The 19,541-nt window shown below is 67.0% G+C and carries 19 protein-coding genes and 1 tRNA gene; 10 read left to right on the top strand and 10 right to left on the bottom strand.

Translation table 11 applies throughout. From position 1 onward, the window contains the following. Positions 1-7: 7 nt before the first annotated feature. Positions 8-889 (bottom strand): transcriptional regulator CynR, encoded by an 882-nt coding sequence (cynR, locus tag ACFVJ5_RS28550; RefSeq protein ID WP_379224740.1) that lies wholly within the window; start codon positions 887-889, stop codon positions 8-10. Continuing rightward, positions 886-1,539, bottom strand: coding sequence for a TetR/AcrR family transcriptional regulator (locus ACFVJ5_RS28545; protein WP_379224738.1), 654 nt, complete (start codon positions 1,537-1,539; stop codon positions 886-888). The genes cynR and ACFVJ5_RS28545 overlap by 4 nt, the downstream gene beginning before the upstream one ends. 155 nt (positions 1,540-1,694) lie before the next feature. On the opposite strand from ACFVJ5_RS28545, the gene ACFVJ5_RS28540 reads away from it, so the two are divergent. Continuing rightward, positions 1,695-3,728 carry a CocE/NonD family hydrolase gene (locus tag ACFVJ5_RS28540; protein ID WP_379224736.1) on the top strand — a complete coding sequence of 678 codons (2,034 nt, stop codon included), beginning with the start codon at positions 1,695-1,697 and terminating at the stop codon, positions 3,726-3,728. Positions 3,729-3,835: 107 nt separating this feature from the next. Here ACFVJ5_RS28540 and ACFVJ5_RS28535 read toward each other — a convergent pair whose 3' ends face one another. The 3 genes from ACFVJ5_RS28535 to ACFVJ5_RS28525 are packed head-to-tail and all read right to left on the bottom strand — an operon-like array spanning position 3,836 to position 5,896. Further along, positions 3,836-4,609, bottom strand: a complete 774-nt coding sequence (locus ACFVJ5_RS28535) for a DUF72 domain-containing protein (RefSeq protein WP_379224734.1) — start codon at positions 4,607-4,609, stop codon at positions 3,836-3,838. A 28-nt stretch (positions 4,610-4,637) separates the two neighbouring features. Continuing rightward, entirely contained in the window at positions 4,638-5,597 is a 960-nt protein-coding gene (locus ACFVJ5_RS28530; protein WP_379224732.1) for a TIGR03557 family F420-dependent LLM class oxidoreductase, read from the bottom strand. Positions 5,598-5,617: 20 nt separating this feature from the next. Next, on the bottom strand, positions 5,618-5,896 hold the full coding sequence (locus ACFVJ5_RS28525; protein ID WP_379224730.1) for a plasmid stabilization protein: 279 nt from the start codon (positions 5,894-5,896) through the stop codon (positions 5,618-5,620). An 81-nt stretch (positions 5,897-5,977) separates the two neighbouring features. On the opposite strand from ACFVJ5_RS28525, the gene ACFVJ5_RS28520 reads away from it, so the two are divergent. The 5 genes from ACFVJ5_RS28520 to ACFVJ5_RS28500 all read left to right on the top strand — a co-directional run bounded on the left by ACFVJ5_RS28520 (position 5,978) and on the right by ACFVJ5_RS28500 (position 11,840). Continuing rightward, positions 5,978-6,691, top strand: a complete 714-nt coding sequence (locus ACFVJ5_RS28520) for a rhomboid-like protein (RefSeq protein ID WP_379224728.1) — start codon at positions 5,978-5,980, stop codon at positions 6,689-6,691. 231 nt (positions 6,692-6,922) lie between these two features. Further along, positions 6,923-7,927, top strand: coding sequence for a YdcF family protein (locus ACFVJ5_RS28515; protein WP_379224727.1), 1,005 nt, complete (start codon positions 6,923-6,925; stop codon positions 7,925-7,927). 115 nt (positions 7,928-8,042) lie between these two features. After that, positions 8,043-8,945, top strand: a complete 903-nt coding sequence (locus ACFVJ5_RS28510) for a metal-dependent hydrolase (protein WP_379224725.1) — start codon at positions 8,043-8,045, stop codon at positions 8,943-8,945. Continuing rightward, on the top strand, positions 8,942-10,036 hold the full coding sequence (locus tag ACFVJ5_RS28505) for a PDR/VanB family oxidoreductase (protein WP_379224723.1): 1,095 nt from the start codon (positions 8,942-8,944) through the stop codon (positions 10,034-10,036). The genes ACFVJ5_RS28510 and ACFVJ5_RS28505 overlap by 4 nt, the downstream gene beginning before the upstream one ends. 31 nt (positions 10,037-10,067) lie before the next feature. Continuing rightward, positions 10,068-11,840 (top strand): SDR family oxidoreductase, encoded by a 1,773-nt coding sequence (locus ACFVJ5_RS28500; RefSeq protein WP_379224721.1) that lies wholly within the window; start codon positions 10,068-10,070, stop codon positions 11,838-11,840. A 5-nt stretch (positions 11,841-11,845) separates the two neighbouring features. Here ACFVJ5_RS28500 and ACFVJ5_RS28495 read toward each other — a convergent pair whose 3' ends face one another. Further along, positions 11,846-12,349, bottom strand: a complete 504-nt coding sequence (locus ACFVJ5_RS28495) for a hypothetical protein (protein ID WP_379224719.1) — start codon at positions 12,347-12,349, stop codon at positions 11,846-11,848. 520 nt (positions 12,350-12,869) lie between these two features. Between ACFVJ5_RS28495 and ACFVJ5_RS28490 the strand changes: the two genes are divergently transcribed. Further along, entirely contained in the window at positions 12,870-13,874 is a 1,005-nt protein-coding gene (locus tag ACFVJ5_RS28490) for a zinc-binding dehydrogenase (protein ID WP_379224717.1), read from the top strand. Positions 13,875-14,241: 367 nt separating this feature from the next. Then, a tRNA-Ile gene (locus ACFVJ5_RS28485) sits at positions 14,242-14,315 on the top strand. Positions 14,316-14,347: 32 nt separating this feature from the next. Here ACFVJ5_RS28485 and ACFVJ5_RS28480 read toward each other — a convergent pair. After that, a complete protein-coding gene (locus tag ACFVJ5_RS28480) occupies positions 14,348-15,178 on the bottom strand; it encodes an SDR family NAD(P)-dependent oxidoreductase (RefSeq protein ID WP_379224715.1) in 831 nt (276 codons plus the stop codon). A 136-nt stretch (positions 15,179-15,314) separates the two neighbouring features. On the opposite strand from ACFVJ5_RS28480, the gene ACFVJ5_RS28475 reads away from it, so the two are divergent. Beyond that, positions 15,315-15,989: a TetR/AcrR family transcriptional regulator gene (locus tag ACFVJ5_RS28475; protein ID WP_379224713.1), complete on the top strand. Its 675-nt coding sequence runs from the start codon at positions 15,315-15,317 to the stop codon at positions 15,987-15,989. A gap of 101 nt (positions 15,990-16,090) precedes the next feature. On the opposite strand, the gene ACFVJ5_RS28470 is transcribed toward ACFVJ5_RS28475, so the two are convergent. Beyond that, positions 16,091-16,663 carry a TetR/AcrR family transcriptional regulator gene (locus ACFVJ5_RS28470; protein ID WP_379224711.1) on the bottom strand — a complete coding sequence of 191 codons (573 nt, stop codon included), beginning with the start codon at positions 16,661-16,663 and terminating at the stop codon, positions 16,091-16,093. A 120-nt stretch (positions 16,664-16,783) separates the two neighbouring features. On the opposite strand from ACFVJ5_RS28470, the gene ACFVJ5_RS28465 reads away from it, so the two are divergent. Beyond that, positions 16,784-17,803: an aldo/keto reductase gene (locus ACFVJ5_RS28465; protein WP_379224709.1), complete on the top strand. Its 1,020-nt coding sequence runs from the start codon at positions 16,784-16,786 to the stop codon at positions 17,801-17,803. A gap of 7 nt (positions 17,804-17,810) precedes the next feature. Here ACFVJ5_RS28465 and ACFVJ5_RS28460 read toward each other — a convergent pair whose 3' ends face one another. Both ACFVJ5_RS28460 and ACFVJ5_RS28455 read right to left on the bottom strand, forming a co-directional pair. After that, positions 17,811-18,590, bottom strand: coding sequence for an ATP-grasp domain-containing protein (locus tag ACFVJ5_RS28460; protein WP_379224707.1), 780 nt, complete (start codon positions 18,588-18,590; stop codon positions 17,811-17,813). A gap of 33 nt (positions 18,591-18,623) precedes the next feature. Beyond that, a complete protein-coding gene (locus ACFVJ5_RS28455) occupies positions 18,624-19,175 on the bottom strand; it encodes a nitroreductase family deazaflavin-dependent oxidoreductase (protein WP_379224705.1) in 552 nt (183 codons plus the stop codon). Between the last annotated feature and the right edge of the window lie 366 nt (positions 19,176-19,541).

Below are 19,541 nucleotides of genomic sequence, written 5' to 3'. Positions count from 1 at the left end.
GATGCGTTCACCGCGTCTGTTCGCGGACCGATTCGGCGAAAGCTGTCGCGGCGGCGCTGCGGTGCCCCTCCGCCGGATGCAGCAGGGTGACGGTTCGCCGAGACATGGTGGGTCGCAGCGGAATCCGTGCGAGTGGGGGATGTGTGTCGGTGACCGCCTCGGGCAGGATCGTCATCAGGTCCGAGGCGGATACCACCTCCAGCAGTGCCTGAATCGAATCGACCTCCACCGCGATTCGTGGCGAAACGCCATGGTCGTGGAGGTAGCTGTCGATGTGGTGGCGGGTCGCGAAAGTCGAATTGAGCAGGGCGAGATCGTGGCCGACCAGATCGTCGGGTGTCATGGCCTCCGGTAGCGCGGGGTGCGCGGCGATGCCGAGTACCGCGGCCAGGGTCTCCTCGTACAGCGCTTCGGCCGTGATGCCGGGCAGGCGCGGTGGAGCGAACGCGATGCCGAGGTCGAGGCGGTCATCGAGCAGTTCGGACTCCATGGCGTCCTGGGACAACTCGCCGAACTCGACGGCGATCCCCGGATAGCGGGCCCGGAACCGCGCGACGAGTGGCCCGACCAGGTAGGGCGTGAAGGTGGGAGTGGCGGCGAAGCGGAGCAGCCCGCGGCTGAGATCGGTGACGTCGTGCACGGCCCGCTGCGCCGCGGCGACCTCGTCGACAGCTCGGCGGGCGTGCGCGAGATAGGCCGCGCCCGCGTCGGTGAGCCGCACGCTGCGCCCCGCCCGGTCGAGCAACACCGCCCCGACGGCGCGCTCGAGCTGCTTGATCTGGTGCGACAGCGTCGGCTGCGATATGTGCAGCTCCTCGGCCGCCCGGGTGAAGTTCCCGTGCTCGGCGACGGCGGCCAGATAGCGAAGGTGCCGGAGTTCCGGTGTCAAGGCCGGTTGCCGTCCGGTCCGATCCGCGTCAGCACCGCGTTGACGACCAGGCACGCGCTGTCCACCACATCGGCCATCGGCTGGCGGTAGGCGTCGAGCACCCACTTCTGGGCGATGATCACGATGGCGCCGACCAGGCCGAACAGCACCGTGCGCACGCTGACGGCCGGGTGGGTTTCCAGGTCGACATGCGGGGTGATCAGGGCCAGGCAGATATCGACCAACGCGTCGAGAACGTCGTAGTAGGCCCGGTCGACCGCGGGGCTCACGCCGAGGATCTCGAAGAACGCGATCCGGGGGACCCGGGGGTCGTCGAGGATGAGCTGGAAATACGCGGTCAGACCGACACGCACCTGAGCGTCGACGGCCTCGGCCTCGCGCAGGCCGGTATGGATCGCCTCGATCATCCTGGCGGCCGTCTCGCGATACACCTCGAGTAGCAGATCCTCACTGTCGGTGAAGGATTCGTAGAAGTAGCGCTTGCCGACGCCGGCCGCCGCGCAGATCGTGGTGACGGTGGTGTTGCGGTAGCCGTCGATGCCGAAGGCGTCCGTGGCCGCGTCGATCAGCCGGGTGCGGCGTTCCTGCTGACGTTGCCCAGGGGCGGCGCCACGGTACCGGCGGCCGTCGTCTAGTTCGGACGCTGTCACAACGCCAATTCTGTCAGGTGGCCGCCGTGGGGTGCGCGCGGGCGCTGATCATGGATTGCCCAGAACATGTTCTTGCGATCGGACGTGACCCACGCTACGTTACTTCCCGGTACGGGAACGTCGTGGTTCCCGATGGTGGAGGGCTGAACCGAAGCATGATCACACATCGTGGGCGGCTGGCTGCGCTGGTCGCATCCGTCGTCGTAATGGCAGGCGCCGTCGCATCCGCGCCGGTCGGGCAGGCATCGCCGAACGCCGAGGGTCTCGACGCGCAGTTCGTCGCCACCCATAACGGACCGCAGCAGTACCCCAACGTCTTCATCGAGTGGGACGTGCCGATCACGATGAGTGACGGCACCGTATTGAAAGCGAACGTCTATCACCCGGCCGGCGCGGACGGTCAGCCCGTCGCCGAGCCGACGCCCACGATCGTCAACATGACGCCCTACACCAAGCTGGTCACCAACGTCGCCGACTCGGCGCTGGCGGTTCCCGGACTGTCTGACCTGCTGATGCCGGTGCTGCAGAACCTGGACTTCACGCCGTTCGGTTTCAGCAGCCTCAGCGACATGATGCACGCGCTGCCCGGCGGCGCGGCCCGCACCTTCGGCGTCGACCGGAATCTGATCCGCGGCGGTTACACCCAGGTGGTCGTCGACGTGCGCGGCACCGGCTTCTCGCAGGGCACCTGGCAGGTGTTCGGTGAACGCGAGCAGCTCGACGGTGTGGAAATCGTCGACTGGGCCGCGAAACAGGGCTGGTCCGACGGCAAGATCGGGATGAGCGGCATCTCCTACTCGGCGATCAACCAGCTGCAGACCGCGCAACGGCAGCCCGAGGCGCTCAAGGCGATTTTCCCGATCGTGCCCGGTAGCGACCTGATCCGCGATGTCGCCGCCCCCGGTGGCGCGCTCGGGATCGGGTTCATCCCGGCCTGGCTGCTCGCCGTCGACGGCGCGAAGCTGCTGCCGGACATGATGTCGATGCTGAACGGCAAATTCGACTGGGTCTGGCTGCGCGACCGGGTCACCGACCCGTTCACCTTCTTCAACGTGCTCATCGCCGCGCTGACCACTCCGAACGTGGAGCAGATCCCGCCGGAGATGGCGTCGATCCTCGACGACGAGAGCGCGCTGCGGACCGCCTGGGTTGGCTCGCCCGATCAGGTGCGGGTGCCGACCTTCCTCTACGGCGGCTGGCACGACATCTTCACCTACTCCACCCCGCGCATCTACAACGCGGTGAACGTGCCCGCCGAGCAGAAGAAGCTCGTAATGGACGACGTCTACCACGTGACGGTGAGCTCGGGACTCGGACAGCCGGGTGCGCCCGCGCCGGCGGATTCGTTGCAGCGCGCGTGGTTCGACAAGTGGCTCAAGGGAATCGACAACGGTATCGATCGCTACGACCCGGTCACCTTGTGGCAGCAGGGCAGTGGGCAGTGGACCGCCGACGTCGCGTTCCCGCGACCGGGCATGCAGTACCGGCGGATGTATCTCGACGCCGCCTCCTCCGGCACCGCGCCGGGCGCCCGCCACGACGGCAGCCTGCGCACTGCTCCCGGTGCCGCGCAACGCGTTTCGGTGGATCCGAGTCTGACCACCATCTGCTCGCGTGATGCCGCGCAGGGCACGGCCGGACTGGTTCCGCTGCCCGATATCTGTGCCGAGGACGCCCGGATCAGCGAGGGCGCCGCGCTCACCTTCACCACGGCTCCGGTGGCTGCGCCGACGAGGATCTCCGGGCCGATCGCCGCCCACCTGAACACCGTGCTCGACGCGACCGACGGCTACTGGACGGTGACGGTGAACGATGTCGCGCCCGACGGCACGTCGACGGTCTGGTCCCAGGGGCAGCTGATGGCGTCCCTGCGCACGATCGACGAGGGTAAGGCGACCCGCTCGCCGAACGGCGACTACACCGACCCGTATCCGTACCTCACCCTGGATACCCGTCAGCCGATCGTGCCCGGCGAGCCGACGACGATCGACATCGGTGTCCGCGCCACCGACGGTGTCCTGCTGCCGGGTCACCGCCTGCGGGTCGACGTCTTCGCGGGCAACTTCCCCAGCGGAATCCCGCTGCGGCCGTTGCTGAACGAAAGCGGCCTGCGCACCCAGCACCTCGAGCTGGACCCGTCCCGCCCCAGCTGGATCAACGTTCCCCTGGACACCGATCCCGGCTGGTGAGCACCGGTTCACCCCGCCTCCGATGGCGCGCCGATCATCGATCGCGCGACATCGGGGGCGGGGTTCGCCGTCTTGTCGAGACCGGGTTCGGCCTGATCCCGTACTGATCAGCCCGCGGTCGCGTGCACATCGGGTACTCGAGTCGCATCCGCGCCCGCCGCCGCCGCGAGGTGGGCGAAGGCCACCGCGTCACGGACGGCCGCACCGCCGTGGTCGTTGTTGAAATAGACGTAGCTGTCGGCGTCGGGGGACCAGGTGTCGAGCAGCCGATGCGCCCAGCCGCTCAATGCCTGCTTGCCGTAGGACGGCTGGGGAGTGGCGCGGCCCGCGTGCAGGCGTAGATAGGCCCAGTCGGTGGTGCGCCACAGCGGGGTGATCGGGCGCGAGTCACGGTCCGCCCAGGTCGAAGCCGCGCCACGGGATTGCAGGACGGCACGGATCTCGTCTGTCCACCACGAATCGTGGCGCGGTTCCACCGCCACTCGCACCGTGTCGGGGAAGCAGCGCAGACAGTTGTCGAGCAGATCGGGGTCCGCGCGCAGGGTCGGCGGCAGTTGGAGCAGGATCGGTCCGAGCCGATCACCCAGGCCCTCGGTTCGGTCGAGCAGGCGGCGCACCGGTTCAGCCGGGTCCCGCAATCGCTTCAGATGGGTCAGGTAGCGACTCGCCTTCACCGACATCACGAAGCCGGCGGGCGTGCGCTCCCGCCATGCGGCGAAGTTCTCCCTGCTCGGCAACCGATAGAACGCGTTGTTCGACTCCACGGTCGCGAACGCCCGCGCATAGTGTTCGAGCCACTGCCGCACGGGCAGCCCCGGCGGATACAGTACGCCCCGCCAGTCCCGGTACTGCCAGCCGGAAGTGCCGACGTACATGGTCATTTCGGCCTCCCCTCCGCAGCGCGTGCCGTCAGATCTCCGAGCGCAACAGGGGCGCGAGTTCGCTGCTGTAGAAGTCGAGGAACGCGTCCATATCGGGTCCCGCGTTCATCAACACCACATGATCGAAACCCGCGTCGGCGGCCTTGCGTACCGCCTCGACGTAGCGCTTCGGATCATTGCCGCAGACAAAGGATTCGAGCATGTCGTCCACACGCACCGTGCTCGACGCCGCGGCGAAATTCGCCGGATTGGGCAACTCGCTCATCACTTTCCAGCCACCGGTCGACCACCGGTTCGTCGACAGCGCGGCTTCGGCGCCCGCGCGATCGTTCTCGGCGAAGGCGACTCCCACTTCGACATAGCGCGGACCGGAGCCGCCCTTGGTGTGAAAGGTCTGCACGAGTGCGGGATCGGGTTCGGTGGCGAACAGTCCGTCGCCGAGTTCGGCGGCGATCGCCGCGGCGCTCGGCCCGCCCGCGGCCACCGCGATCACCGGCGGTGTCTCCGGCAGGTCGAACACCCGCGCGTCCGACAGCTCCAGAAACTCGCCGTAATAGCTGCGATACCCGCCGCGCCACAGCAATCGGATGATCTCGAGCGCCTCGCGCAACATCCGCTGACGGATCAGCACCGGCGGGAACTCGTGGCCGACGACATGCTCGTTGAGTCGCTCGCCCGACCCGATTCCCAGGGTGAACCTACCGTCCGAGATCAAGGCGGTGGTGGCGGCCGCCTGGGCGATGATGGCGGGGTGATAGCGAATGATCGGGCAGGTCACGCCGGTAGCGAGTCCGATCTTCTCGGTGCGTGCCGCGATCGTGCCGAGGACCGTCCAGGCGAAGGGCGAGTGGCCCTGCTCGTCGAGCCACGGGTGGAAGTGGTCGCTCATCTCCACGAAATCGAAACCGGCCGATTCGGCCCGAACTGCCTGTCGAACAAGCTCTTTCGGGCCGAATGCCTCGGCCGCCAGTTTGAATCCGAGCTGCATGGCGAACCTTTCGCAGTGGGTCAGCTACGGCCGAGGGCGTTGGCCAGCTCCTGCTTGTTCATCTTGGAGCGGCCGTCGATATTGCGGCGGCGGGCTTCGTCGTAGAGCTGATCGCGGGTCTTGCCGGATCGCGATGATGTGCCGGACCCCTTGGTCTCGCCGTGCTCGGCGCGGGTCTTGTTGACCGTCCGCGCGGCGATCTCCTCAGCCCTCTTCTCGCTGCGGCCACGGTCGCGCTCGGACTTCTTGATGTCCTTGTACTGCCGTTCGCGCTTGTCGCTCCAGGCTTGCTGAGGCATCACGTGCTCCGTTCGGGTCGGTGGACGGCTCTGATTGCCGCCTACCCGGGGATCGGCCGAGGAAACAACCGCCCGGCGAGGATGACCGGAACCGTGATCGAGGACTGGCACACTGGCGTGGTGAGCGCCTCGGGCAGCGTGCGGGCGGCCGCCGCCTCGGTGTGGCGGTGGATTCGCAGCGCCCCCGGCACCTATGTGTGGCTGGCCGCGCTGGGTGTGACCACCCTGATCCAGCTGCGACTCACGCCGGAGGAAGCCAGAGTCTGGCTCGGGCACCGCTCGACCAATATCGATCGTCTCGGCGAAGACCCGATCCGTGTGCTGATCGGCAGCGCGTTCTGGACCGACGGCGGCGGCCGGCTGGTCTACGCGGTGCTGTTCAGCCTCGTGCACGCCAACGCCGAACGGTGGCTCGGGACGCTGCGCTGGCTGGTCGTGGTCGTCCTCGCGCATGTCGGCGCCACGTATCTCAGCCAGGGCGTGCTGCTCTGGGCGATTCACCACGACAGAGCCCCGGAGCGTGCGGCGTTCGCGCTCGACGTGGGCGTCAGTTACGGGTTGGCCGGAGTCGCCGCCGTGCTCGCCTACCGTGTGTTGCTGCCGTGGCGGGTGCTGTATGTGCTCGGTGTCCTGGCGGTCTGTGTGCCACCGGTGTTCCTGGACCGCACGTTCACCGATGTGGGCCACGCGGGCGCGGCGTTGATCGGCTTCGCGTGCTATCCACTGACGCGAGGGCGGGCACGAGACTGGGATCCGAGCCCGCGCCTTCGCGGTGCGTTTCTTCGGATCAGATGAAGAAGTCGAACATCATCCTGGCCAACCACTGGAAGTAATCGATGACCATGGTCGCTCACCTCCTTCCCTCTGCCCCGGACAGTTACTGCCCAGTTGTTGCGGATGAAGGAACCATCGGGCTGACATATTTGCTGGTCAAAGGGTTTCTATCCGCATATGTCGAGGTTACCCAGTAGGTGTCAGCAATAACGCGGCGATCGAAACCGCCGGTGCTGCGGTTAGGGTGACCCGGTGATCTTGCTGGCGATAGGTGTGGTTCTGCTCGGGGTGTTCGCGCTGTGCTTTCGTCAGGAGCGGCGCCGGTTCAGCAACGCGGTGTTGTTGCTGCTCGGAATTCTGTGTGTCGGCGCGGCGCTGATCGGGTCGGGCGCCGAAGGGGCCGGCCCCGAAATGCTGGTCTTCTTCGCCCTGGCGCTCTCGCCGCTGCTGGTGCTGGTGCTGGCCGGGCTGCTGATGCTCAACGGGGTGGTGATGCTGCGCCGTGAGGGCGTGCGCCCGGCGAACCTGCTCTCCTTCGGTCTCGGCGTGGCGCTGCTGGTTCCGTACGCGCTGCTGGTGGTGGCGGTGATCGCCGAGTGGATGGTGCTCGGGGTGTTGCTGCTCGCGGTGGTGCTCGTCGCCGCCTATCTCGGCTTCGTGCTGGTCGCATTCCTGTGCTATTCGGTCGTCTACGGCTGGGTGACCCGCACCGACGATGCCGTCGCGATCGTGGTGCACGGCTCCGGCCTGCTCGGAGACCGGGTCCCGCCGCTGCTGGCGAGCAGGCTCGACCGCGCGCTGCAGATCTGGCGTACCGACCGCGCGCACCGCCCCGCGCCGCTGTTGGTGACCAGCGGCGGCAAGGGTTCCGACGAGAAGGTCGCCGAGAGCACGGCCATGGCCGCCTACCTCGTCGAACACGGCGTGCGCGACGACGAGATCCTGCGGGAGGATCGCTCGACGACCACCCGCGAGAATCTGCTGTTCAGTCGGGAACTGCTCGCCAGGCAGGGGATAGACAGCCGCATCCTGCTGGTCACCAGCAATTTCCACGTACTGCGTACCGCCTTGCTCGCCCGCTCGGTCGGGATCGACGCCCAAGCCGTCGGCGCGCCGACCGCGCGCTACTACCTGCCCAGCGCTGTCCTGCGCGAATACGTCGGGATCCTGGCCGAACACAAGGCGATCAACGCCGTGATGTGCGGGTTGCTGGTGGCGGCGCCGGTCGCGCTGGCGATCTTCGGTGAGGCAAACTGACACATTTAGGTGTTACGTACAGTTATGGATAGTTGTATCATCGGATCTACCGAGCAGGACGCAACGTCGCGACCTGATGCACGGATGTTCGTGCGCGGTTGATCGAGGAGTACCGATGAAGTTATTTCCTTGGGGAAGAGAAAGCCCGGAGATCGATCCGGGCGTGGTGGCATTGCACGCACGCAATGTCAGCTTCGACTGGTCGGGGGTCGACCTCCAGTGGATGTCGGCGGAACCGATCGCCGGTCACCTGATCAGCGCGCTGAACATGCTGCTGCCCGAGGGCGAGCGCATGTTCATCGAGACCTATCGCGAGGCTTTGCCCTACGTCAAGGACGAGAAGCTGCGCGAGGACATGCTCGGCTTCATCGGGCAGGAGGCCATGCACGCGCAGACCCACGGGAAGGTGCTCGACGACGTCTTCACCGCCCACGGCGTCGACGCGGGTCCCTATCTGGCGCAGATGGAATACCTGTTCCGCATCTCGCTCGGCCCGCGCGGCGGCGACAATCGCGCCGGACGCCAGATGCTGGTCGAGCGGCTCGCCTTCATCGCCTGTCTCGAGCACTTCTTCGCCTGGCTCGGGGACTGGGTGCTCAACGCCGACCTCGAGAAGTTCGGCGCCGACCCGCGGATGGCCGACCTGTTCCGCTGGCACGGTGCCGAGGAGGTCGAACACCGCAACGTCGCCCACGATGTCGCGGAGTATTTCGGGGTCGGCTACGTCCGGCGCTGTGCGTCGATGACGCTGGTGTTCCCGATCTTCCTCATCGTGCTGGTGCGCGGTGCACGCTTCCTGGTCCAGCAGGATCCGCAACTGCCGGATCAGGGCTATGCACGGCTGCTCGCCGGAGTGTTCGGCGCGATGTGGCGAGGTGCGCTGCCCGGCGTTCCGTCGCTGCTGGCCAGTGCGCTGTCGACCTTCCAGCCCGGCTACAACCCGCAATCGGTCGGCTCGACGGCGCAGGCGATCGCGTATCTGGCCGCCTCGCCCGGCGCCCGCGCGGCAGCATCGTGACCACGCGCGACATCCCCGCCGATCTCTACGGCAAGTACCGCCACGATCCGGCGATGAAGGTCATCGACGCCATCGCGGCCACCCGGTTGCGCTGGAGCGCGCTGGTCAACCGCGGTGACCTGCGTCCACGCGTCGATGACCGCCGCCTGGCCGTGGTGGTGACCGAACGCCGGATCGAAGCCCACGACCAGGACGTGGTGAGTCTTCGCCTCGAAGCACCCGACGGCCGCGTGCTGCCGCGCTGGCGGCCCGGGGCGCACCTGGACCTGGAACTACCGTCGGGTCGGCTGCGCCAGTATTCGCTGTGCGGCGATCCCGCCGACGAGCGTGCGTACCGCATCGCCGTGCGCCGCATCCCCGGCGGCGGTGGTGGCTCGATCGAGGTGCACGACGAACTGCCCGTCGGCTCCCGGCTGGTGGTGCGCGGGCCGCGCAACGCCTTCCCGTTCGCGGTGCCCGGCCACGGATCACCGTCGCAGCGGCTGCATTTCGTCGCCGGCGGGATCGGCATCACCCCGATCCTGCCGATGGCCAGGCTCGCGCACCGGCTCGGCGTGCCGTGGACGCTGGTCTACAGCGGACGCAGCCGCGACACCATCCCGTTCCTGGACGAGATCGAAGGCTTCGGCGCGAACGTCGTGGTGCGCACCGATGACGAGCACGGTCTACCCGCCGCGGTGGACCTGCTGCCCGATGTCGGGCCCGGCACCGCGGTCTACGCGTGTGGCCCGACCCCGATGACCTCGTCGATCGTCGCCGCGGTGCGCGAGATGGCCTACGTGGAACTGCATTTCGAGCGGTTCTCGCCGCCGCCGATCGTCGACGGCACCCCGTTCGAGATCGAATTCGCGTCCAGTGGTGCGGTGGTGACGGTCGAAGCCGACCGCACCGTGCTGGACACGATCCTCGATTCCCGTCCCGACCAGCCCTACTCGTGCAGGCAAGGCTTCTGTGGCACCTGCGTGGTGCGGGTTCGCTCGGGCGAACCCGACCATCGCGAGACCACGCTGTCCGCTGCCGACCATGCCGAGGGTGCCATGCTGGCCTGCGTATCCCGTTCTCGCGGTGAGCGTTTGGTGCTCGACCTGTGATTTCTCTGCTGGACAAGGAGTCCGAAAGATCATGACGAACGACAGCCCGCAGCCCGCGAACCAGCGCACCGTCCGCAGCGGTGATTTCGACATCGCCGTGTTCGAATACGGCGACCCGGCCGCCGACACCGTCGTGCTCGTGCACGGCTGGCCCGACACCCACCACCTGTGGGACAGGGTGATTCCGCTGCTCACCGAGCGCTTCCACGTGGTCGCCTACGACACCCGTGGTCACGGCGAATCCACTCGCACCCAGCGCACCGGCGACTTCCGCCTCGACGAACTCGCGCGCGATTTCTACGCCGTGATCGACGTGGTGAGTCCCGACCGTCCCGTGCACGTGCTCGCCCACGACTGGGGTTCGGTGCAGGTGTGGGAAGCGGTGTGTGAACCGCAGGCCACCGAGCGCGTCGCCTCGTTCACCTCGGTCTCGGGCCCCAACCTCGACCACCTGTCCTCCTGGGTGCGTGACCGGCTCTCCCGGCCCACCCTGCGCAATGTGTGGCAGCCGATGACCCAGCTGGCCTCCTCGGCATACACCTTCTTCTTCATGACTCCCGGGCTGCCGCGCGCGACATTCAACGCCATCGGCACCGAAAAGGTGTGGCAGCGTGCGGTGTCGATCATGAACGACACTCCCGCCGCCAATGTGAAGCTCGGACCGACCTTCCGCCGTGACATGGTCGACGGGCTGCTCATCTATCGCGCGAACATCGTGGCGCGCATGCTCTCCCCGCGTGAGCGTCGCACCGAGGTGCCGGTGCAGTTGATCGTGGCAGGACGCGATGTCGCCGTGCGGCCCGCGGGCTACGACGATTCGGGCAAGTGGACCGACCGGCTGTGGCGTCGCGACGTTCCCGCCGGGCACTGGATGCCGTTCTCGCATCCGGAACTCCTCGCGACCGCGACCACCGAGCTGATCGACGCGCTCGACGGCGCCGGTGTCTCGCGCGGACTGGCCAGGGCCGAAGTGGGGGCTGCGCGAAGGGAATTCGAACACAAGCTGGTGGTCGTCACCGGCGCGGGCAGCGGCATCGGCCGGGAGACCGCGCTGGCTTTCGCGCGCCTGGGCGCCGACGTGGTGGTCTCCGATGTCAACGAACTCGCCGCCAAGGCCACCGCGGAGCTCGTCGCCTCGGAAGGTGGTGTGGCGCACTCCTATTCGCTCGATGTGTCGAACGAGGACGCGGTGCGCGCGCACGCCGACACGGTGATCGCCGCGCACGGCGTGCCCGATGTGCTGGTCAACAATGCCGGTGTCGGCCAGGCAGGCGGATTCCTCGATACTCCGTCGGAGGAATTCGACCGCGTACTGCGGATCAACCTCGGCGGTGTCGTCAACGGCTGCCGGGCCTTCGGCGCGGCGATGGCCGATCGCGGGCTCGGTGGGCACATCGTGAACCTGTCCAGCATGGCCGCCTACAGTCCGCAGCGCGACATGGCGGCCTACGCCACCAGCAAGTCGGCGGTCTTCATGTTCTCCGACTGCCTGCGTGCCGAACTGGCCGACCGTGGTATCTCGGTGTCGACCGTGTGCCCGGGCATCGTGCACACGAATATCGTTGCCACCACCCGTATCTCGGGCGTTTCCGCAGACGAGGAGGCCGCCGCGCAGCAGAAGTTCGACAAGCTGTACGAACGGCGCGGCTACACCCCCGACCGGGTGGCGGCGCAGATCGTGAAGGCCGTGCGGACCGGGCGCGACATCGTGCCGGTGACGCCGGAGTCGTGGGTGCAGTACCGGATCAACCGGATCGCACCCGGTGCGGTGCGGTTCGCGGCGCGCCGGATGAAGCTGGTCTAGGGCCACTACGCCCGGCGCAGTTGCTCCTGCACGGCGGCAACGTGCCGGGCGTCCACGCCCCACGCGTTCTCGACGCCGACCTTGTGGTCCAGGTCCCACAGCACGCACTCTTCATCGGGTCGCGCCACCAACGACCAGGCGACCACGGTGCGGCCCAGCTGTTCGACCATGGTGCCGTGACTCTGCGTGCTCTCCCCGACCCCTTCGGGGAAATGGTGCAGGAAACGTCCGTAGGCCTGCTCGCAGAACGTCGCGTAGAGCTGGGTGCAGAGGATGAAACCGTGCCACGCCTCGTCGACCGCGTGCGAGGGCATGCCGATCACCTGGTCGTCGCGAAGTGCGGCGCCGCAGCACCGTAACCATTGGCGCAGACCGGTTTCCACGAGTTCGCGAGGCTGCCAGGGCGAGGTTTTGAAGATCGCTTCGGGGAAGGCCAGGGCGGCGACGGTGCGGTCGACGGTGGGAAGGTCGACTTGCCGTCTGCCGGGCCGGGAGAAAGAGAACGCCACAATTCACTGTAAGGCCACTGACGGTGGGGGTGCTGTGGCCGGGTTCTGGCGTTAGCCTGCGAACATGGTGTTGACGCTCGTGATCGTGCTCGGTTTCATAGCGGTAGGTATCGGCGCGGTGGTGACGACCGTCGTGTGGCTGATCCAGAAGTCGAGTCAGCCGCAGAACGCGCGCCGGCTGGACCGGCGGTGGGTGGCTGGGTCGGCCGGGATGGCCGGGTATGTCGACGGGACCTCGGGGCAGCCGTGGGACCCGGGCAGCCCGTCCGGTGGCTGCGGTGCAGGCTCGAACAGCGGTTGCGGCGGGGGGAGCGGCTGCGGCGGCGGGAGCGGCAGTAGCTGTAGCGGTGGAAGCAGCAGCAGTTGCTCCGGTGGGAGTAGCAGCAGCTGTGGGGGTGGCAGCAGTAGCAGCTGTGGCGGCGGTTCGTGATCGTGTGACCTGTGTCCCAGTGCGCTTGACCTGAACTCGACTTCAGGTTCCATCCTTGACTCGTTCGGTCAACACCACGAAGGAGTCGCGATGCGCGCAGTGCAGGTCAAAGAATTCGGTGGGCCCGAGGTCCTGAACCTGGTGGAAGTCCCCACGCCGCAACCGGATTCGGTCGAAGTGGTCGTCGACGTCGAGGTCGCCGACGTGATGTTCCTCGATACCCGGCTGCGCAGCGGGTGGGGTCAGGACTACTTCCCGCTGAGCCTGCCCTACGTCCCCGGTGGCGCGATCGGTGGAGTGGTGAGCGCGGTCGGCGCCGAGGTCGATCCCCGCTGGCTCGGCAAGCGCGTCGTCACCCAGACCGCCGCCAGCGGCATCGGCGGTGGCCTGCCGACCGGCGGCTACGCCGAGAAGTCCCTCGCCAAGGCCGCCACCCTGACCGAGATCCCCGACGGGCTGACCACCGAGCAGGCCGTAGGCCTGGCCCACGACGGTCGCACCGCGCTCGCGGTCTTCGACAGGGCCGGCGTGCAACCGAATTTGTGGGTGTTGATCACCGCCGCCGCGGGCGGCCTCGGCACGCTGCTCATCCAGCTGTCGGTCGCGGCGGGCGCGCAGGTTGTCGCCGCGGCGGGCGGACCGGAAAAGCTTGCGCTCGCAACGCGATTGGGCGCCACCGCGGTCGTCGACTACTCCGTCGACGGCTGGGAGGACCGGGCCCGCGAGATCACCGGCGGGGGAGCGGCGGTCGTGCTCGACGGGGCAGGTGGTGCCCTCGGTGGCGCGGCATTGACCGCCGCCGCCGATACCGGTCTCTTCCTCGGATATGGTTCCGCCGCAGGCGATTTCGCGACGGGCGACGCCGATGCCGCTGCCGCGCGTGGTGTCACGGTGCTCGGTCTGTTCGATATCGTCGGCAAGGATGTGGACTGGGTGGGCATCACCGCACGCGCTCAGGAAGCGGTCGCCGGGGGTGGGCTGGAAGTCGTGATCGGGCAAACCTTCCCGATCGATCAGGTGCGGCAGGCTCACTCCGCGATCGAAAGCCGCTCCGCCCTCGGTCGTACCTTGTTGACGGTCGGCGCGTCATTGTAACTTGTTGTGCGCTGCAACGGAATACACGTTAAGTTATGTTCTGTGCAGGGACTGATAATCATCGCAGTGATAGCTGCGGTTCTGTTGTTGGTAGTTGGAGTCATCAAGTTGGCCAGCAACCCAGGGGGCAACATCGAACGTCGCGAACGCGATGTACGAGCGCGGGAAGGCCAGCGAGCTAAAAGCTCGTAAACCCTACCCCCGGGTGTAGCACCACCACGGCGATCGGTGGCCGCGTCTTCCTCGGAAGCCGCGACCCCGATCGCCGTTCTCGTGCCCGCCGACCCGACACGACCACCGCGTCAAGTGGTCAACCCCGCACTCCGCCGGGTACCATGCGACTCGCCCGCGGAGACCCCCGCGGCGAGGGGCGGTAGCTCAGTCGGTTAGAGCCGCGGACTCATAATCCGCTGGTCGTGGGTTCGAGCCCCACCCGCCCCACTTCCCCCTCCTGAACTGCGATTTCTCAGTGCCTATTCGGCCTGGAGCAATAGTTTCCCGGTGAGATCAGCCAATCGGTCGGCGGCTTCGGGGTCGAAGGGTTCGCCGTCGACGTCGACCGGGTCGTCTTGCATGAATGCGGACAGTGGGGCGGTCGGCGGGTTGTCGAGGTGGCGGAGGATGCGGCGCAGGGCCGCTTCGACGGGCTGGCCCTGTTCTCGCATTCGGGCGACCAACGCCGCACTGGCGGCGTCGTATTCGCCCGTGAAGGCGGTTGATGTCAGGCCTGGGTGCAGGAGGATGTAGCGAATCCGACGGTGGAGGTGGCGGCGGGTGAAGGCCACCGCCAGTAGGTCGCTCAGCTTGCCGCACTGGCCCATGACCTCGTCGGGGCTGTAGGACTCCTCGAATTGCAGGTCGTCCCAGCGGATTCGGGACAGGTCGCCGCCCGGGCCGGACAGGTCGAGGATGACCGGTGCTTCGGCCTGATCGAGTCGGTCGGCGAGGCCGTGGCCGAGCAGGTAACGGCTCAGATAGAACAGTGCGAAGTTGGCTTCGAATCCGTCCTCGGTGACGAACCGCGTCGCGCGGAAATAGCGCGCAGCCAGGACCAGTGTGTCGACAGTTCGATGTGTCGCCCGAATCCGCTCGATCACCCGCCAATTCTCGGCTACCAGGCTCAGGTCCGCCTGGATGAACTCGACGCGCTGTTCCGCCCCGATCTCGGCGGCCGCCGTCAGGATCGCTCGGCCCTTCCGCGGATTGGTGCCGACGACAACCACCTGCTCACCGCGGCCCAGGTACGTCAGCGCGAGAGCCTTGCCCATGCCGTCGGTTCCGCCGGTGATGACCACGGTTTTCACACGAATCTCCTCGGTAGCTCTCGATGCCTGCACTGTGCGGGCTGCTTATCTATACTCATGAGTCTAAACAGACTCACGAGTCTATGTAAACAGGGTGATGAGTCCATTCTGGTCGAATCGGCTATAGGATCGGGCGATGAGTGCGGCTTCGAATCCGACCCGATCGCCATCGGTCACACCTCGCGGACGGATCGACAAACAGCAGGCGGTGCTGGCGGCGGCGTTCACCGTCTTCGCGCGAGTGGGCTACGCGCAGGCCCGCGTCGACGAGATCGCCGCCGAGGCGCAGGTCGCGAAAGCCACCGTCTACAACCACTTCGGCGACAAGGAAACCGTGTTTCGCCAGGTGGTGCAGTCACTTACGAATGCGGCCCTGGCGGCCAACTTGGCCGCAGTCGACCAACTCCGCGGCGACAGCACCGACCTGCCCGCGACCCTGCGCGAGGTCGGACTGCGACTGGCAACCTGCTACTGCCTCGAAGAATCCCGCGCGCTACGACGACTGGTCGCCGCCGAATCCGCACAGTTCCCCGACCTGATCGACATCGTCGCCGAGGTCCCCCACCGAGTAGTCCAGTCCCTCGCGGACCGCCTCTCCCGCCTAGCGCTCGCGGGCGCCCTCCAGCTCGATGATCCGGAATTGGCGGCCACCCACTTCACCGCCCTGCTCACCGGGAGCATCGACACCCGCTCCAAACTGGGCACCCACCCCCTCGCCACCCCTGAGCTACGCACCATCTCCGACGCCGCCACAACAACCTTCCTCAAGGCTTTCGGGCCACCTACGTACTCGGCCCGCGATGAGGGGTGATCAGCGAACCTGGCTGCGCGCGATAATGATTCCGCCGAGCTTGCTCTCGGCCGAGGTGGGCTTTCGATGACGACTGCCGGATCCGGGGAGCTCTGGTGCGTCTACTGCACGCCCAGCCCTGCGATGAGGAGGGCGACCATTCGGCGGGGGTTGTAGCGGGGGGTGTTGCCGCCGATGCAGAGGTTGCCGACGGCGCGCAGGAGTTCGTAGGGGTCGGTGTCGGGGGAGATTTCGCCTGCGGCGGCAGCGGCGGTGAGGAGGGCTTCGCAGGTGGGGACCAGGCGGTCGAGGAAGTAGGTGTGGAGGGTTTCGAAGGTGGCGGCGTCGGATTGAAGTGCTTCTGCCAGACCGTGTTTGGTGGTGAGAAAGTCGACGAAGAGGGTCATCCATTCGCCGAGTGCGGCGTGGGGGGAGCTGTTGGCGTCCAGGAGGGCCGGGCCCGCTTCCGCGCAGGCTTCGACCTGGTGGCGGTAGACAGCGACGACGAGGTCGGCTCGGGTGGGGAAGTGGCGGTAGATGGTGCCGACGCCGACGCCGGCTCGGGCGGCGATCTCGCGGACGGGGACATCGACGCCCGAGGTGATGAAGGCGGCCGCGGCTGCGTCGAGCAAGGCCTGCTGGTTGCGCCGGGCGTCGGCTCGCCGACGCGGCGCCTCGGTCGGGTTGTCGGCCACGAGACCTCCCTCTTGTTAAACGGAACATCGTTCCGTATGTTCATTAGCGGAACATTGTTCCGCTTGGTCGAGGATGCCAGAATCGGCGAGCCGAACCAAGCCCATCCGGGAGGAACCGCCATGCAGTACCGCACTCTGGGCCGTACCGGCGTTCAGGTCAGCACGCTCGTGCTCGGCGCGATGAACTTCGGCAAGCTGGGAAATTCCACGCAGGACGAGGTCACCGCCATGATCGACGTCGCCGTCGACGGCGGCATCAACCTCATCGACACCGCCGACATGTACGGCCAGGGCGAATCGGAGGAGCTGGTCGGCAAGGCCATCGCGGGTCGTCGCGATGACATCGTGCTGGCCACGAAGGCGACTATGCCGATGGGCGAGGAGCGCAATCATCGCGGCGGTTCACGCCGCTGGCTCACCACCGCGCTCGACGACAGCCTGCGCCGACTCGACGTCGACCACGTCGATCTCTATCAGATCCACCGCTGGGACCCCGAAACCAGCGATGAGGAAACTCTCTCGGCGTTGACGGATCTACAGCGTGCAGGCAAGATCCGCTACTTCGGATCCTCGACATTCCCCGCGTACCGCATAGTGCAGGCGCAGTGGGCGGCCGAAGAACGTCATCTGGGCCGCTATGTCACCGAACAACCCGGCTACTCGATCCTGCAGCGCGGCATCGAAACCCACGTCTTGCCGGTCGCCGAGGAATACGGTCTCGGCGTGCTCGCCTGGAGCCCGCTGGCATCCGGGTGGCTCTCGGGCTCCATCCGCGCGGATCGCGAAATAGCCACCAGTCGTTCGACTTTCATGCCCGACCGCTTCGACACCGCTATCGCGACCAACCACGCCAAGATGGCCGCCGTCGAACAACTCGCAGCGCTGGCCGAGCAGGCAGGCCTGACCCTGATTCAACTCGCCCTGGGATTTGTCACCGCCCACCCGGCTGTCACCAGCGCCATCATCGGCCCCCGCACGATGAACCACCTGCACTCCCAACTCGCCGCCGCCGACACCTCGTTGCCGCCCGACGTCCTCGACGCCATCGACGCGATCGTCGCCCCCGGCATCGACCTCGCCCCACACGAAAAACACGACACCCCACCAGCTCTGCTCGATCCCGCCCTCCGTCGTCGATGAGTCGGCGCTAGAAGCTCGTGGGTCGTGTCGACCGCGCCTCGGGCATGAGTAGATCGCGCCATCGGTGCATCAGCAGCGCGGTGTACTGGTCAGCGGTGATGTCGTAGGCGCCGAGGGAGTAGCCGTCGTTGGCCTCGACGAGTGTCGTGTCACCGTTGGCCAGTACGCCGAAATCGATGGCGTAGGCAGTGGGGGCGGTTCCGGAACCGTAGTAGGCGGTGACCGCTGACTCGACTACTTCCATGTTCAGCGGCACGGAGTTGTCACCCTCGTAGTGGTCGACGGCGACGATCTGCCGGCCGATGACGTAGACGCGGTATTCCGAAACCCAGGTGACGACCTCCGAGCACCAGACGCGCTGGCGCCGACTGGTATTCCCCCATGCCGCGAAATCGTGTTCCGAGTAGCAGACCGAGCCTGTGAAGGCCTTTCGGCGGTCCGCGGGTTTGACGAAGACCGGCGGGGAGGAGCCGCCGTCCATCGAGCGCTCGATCTCACCCAGTGTCGACGCCCAAACCTTCCGTCCCAGGAACCCGCGCAGCACTTCGGGGTAGTCGTCGGGTCGCGGTATCGGGATGCCCAATTGGCGCATCGCGCCGTGCATGGCATCCATGTCCCCGGCGATGAAAATGCCGGGCCCCAACGCCAACTGCCTGCGGTGAATGCGCTTCAGGCTGTAGTGGCGGACGGGGACGTCGAGTCTCGCGAGGCCTTCCGTGAGGAGCTTCTCTTCGTGCCGCATCGGACCCGATCCGGCGTACTGCAGGTAGGCCACCGTAAAACTCATGCATTGATGATGCCTGCCGGAAGCGTTGTGGCTTCAGCAAATGGCTGGGAAATTGCCCTGGGAGCGAGGGGTGAGGATCACGATCGGGATCTTGCGGTCGCCTGCGTGGCGTTGGTAGAAGTCGTAGCTCGGGAAGAACTCGATGAACCTCGGCCACAGCAGGTTTCGTTCCGCGTCGGTGGCTACGCGAGCCCGGACAGAGTGTGACCGGGCGCCGATCTGGATCGTGGTGTCCGGGTTGGCTTTCAGGTTGTGGAACCAGGCCGGGTGGGTTGGTTGGCCGGCTTTGGACGCCGCAAGGGCGATGGTGTCGCCGTCGGCGTGGTACATCAGGGGCGAGGTTCGGTGGGTGCCGGTTCTGGCGCCGACGTGGTCGAGGAGCAGGATTCGGGCGTCGGGCCAGGCGGGCAGGTGACCGCCCAGTCGGCCGTTGGTCCGGCGGTACAGGGCCACATGGATTTTCGTCGATCGGCGGCCCAGGTAGATGCCGCGCTTGTTCACGAATTGGGAGCACGATTCCACCAGCCGTGCCATCGATGACCTCTTGGTGCCATGACCGGGATCGGTCTTGTTCGGATCACTCACTGCCCCTCCAGTATTCGGTCTACTACGACCGATAGTAGGCAAGTTCTCGGTCGGCCGAGGCGGAATCGTCAAGCGAGGAGTTCGCGGGCGAGGGCGCGGTCTTCGCGGAGGGTGCCGGGAATCCGTTGTGCCCTGGGCACGCCGAGTGGGGAAGGTGCCGCACTGTGGGCGCTGCACGATGCCCTGCTCGCGCTGAACGGCGCCTTCCTCGCGACAGCACTGGTCGGCCTGGTTCATCGCCTACGGCGTCGCACTCCTGCGCACCGCCGCGGACCGATGACTTATGTCATGGCCGACCCATGCGAATCCCATCGGGGATCGGTGACTGCGCTTACTACTGGCGGCGCCCCGCGTCGACCACCGTAG

The sequence above is a fragment of the Nocardia sp. NPDC127606 genome (genome assembly GCF_042671725.1).
Taxonomy (GTDB): domain Bacteria; phylum Actinomycetota; class Actinomycetes; order Mycobacteriales; family Mycobacteriaceae; genus Nocardia.
This window is presented reverse-complemented; position numbering and strand designations above follow the sequence as displayed.

Coding starts and splice junctions, on each gene's coding strand:
- ACFVJ5_RS28540 (WP_379224736.1), top strand. CDS start 1,695: ATGATCACACATCGTGGGCGGCTGGCTGCGCTGGTCGCATCCGTCGTC.
- ACFVJ5_RS28535 (WP_379224734.1), bottom strand. CDS start 4,609: ATGACCATGTACGTCGGCACTTCCGGCTGGCAGTACCGGGACTGGCGG.
- ACFVJ5_RS28530 (WP_379224732.1), bottom strand. CDS start 5,597: ATGCAGCTCGGATTCAAACTGGCGGCCGAGGCATTCGGCCCGAAAGAG.
- ACFVJ5_RS28525 (WP_379224730.1), bottom strand. CDS start 5,896: ATGCCTCAGCAAGCCTGGAGCGACAAGCGCGAACGGCAGTACAAGGAC.
- ACFVJ5_RS28520 (WP_379224728.1), top strand. CDS start 5,978: ATGACCGGAACCGTGATCGAGGACTGGCACACTGGCGTGGTGAGCGCC.
- ACFVJ5_RS28510 (WP_379224725.1), top strand. CDS start 8,043: ATGAAGTTATTTCCTTGGGGAAGAGAAAGCCCGGAGATCGATCCGGGC.
- ACFVJ5_RS28500 (WP_379224721.1), top strand. CDS start 10,068: ATGACGAACGACAGCCCGCAGCCCGCGAACCAGCGCACCGTCCGCAGC.
- ACFVJ5_RS28490 (WP_379224717.1), top strand. CDS start 12,870: ATGCGCGCAGTGCAGGTCAAAGAATTCGGTGGGCCCGAGGTCCTGAAC.
- ACFVJ5_RS28475 (WP_379224713.1), top strand. CDS start 15,315: ATGAGTGCGGCTTCGAATCCGACCCGATCGCCATCGGTCACACCTCGC.
- ACFVJ5_RS28465 (WP_379224709.1), top strand. CDS start 16,784: ATGCAGTACCGCACTCTGGGCCGTACCGGCGTTCAGGTCAGCACGCTC.
- ACFVJ5_RS28460 (WP_379224707.1), bottom strand. CDS start 18,590: ATGAGTTTTACGGTGGCCTACCTGCAGTACGCCGGATCGGGTCCGATG.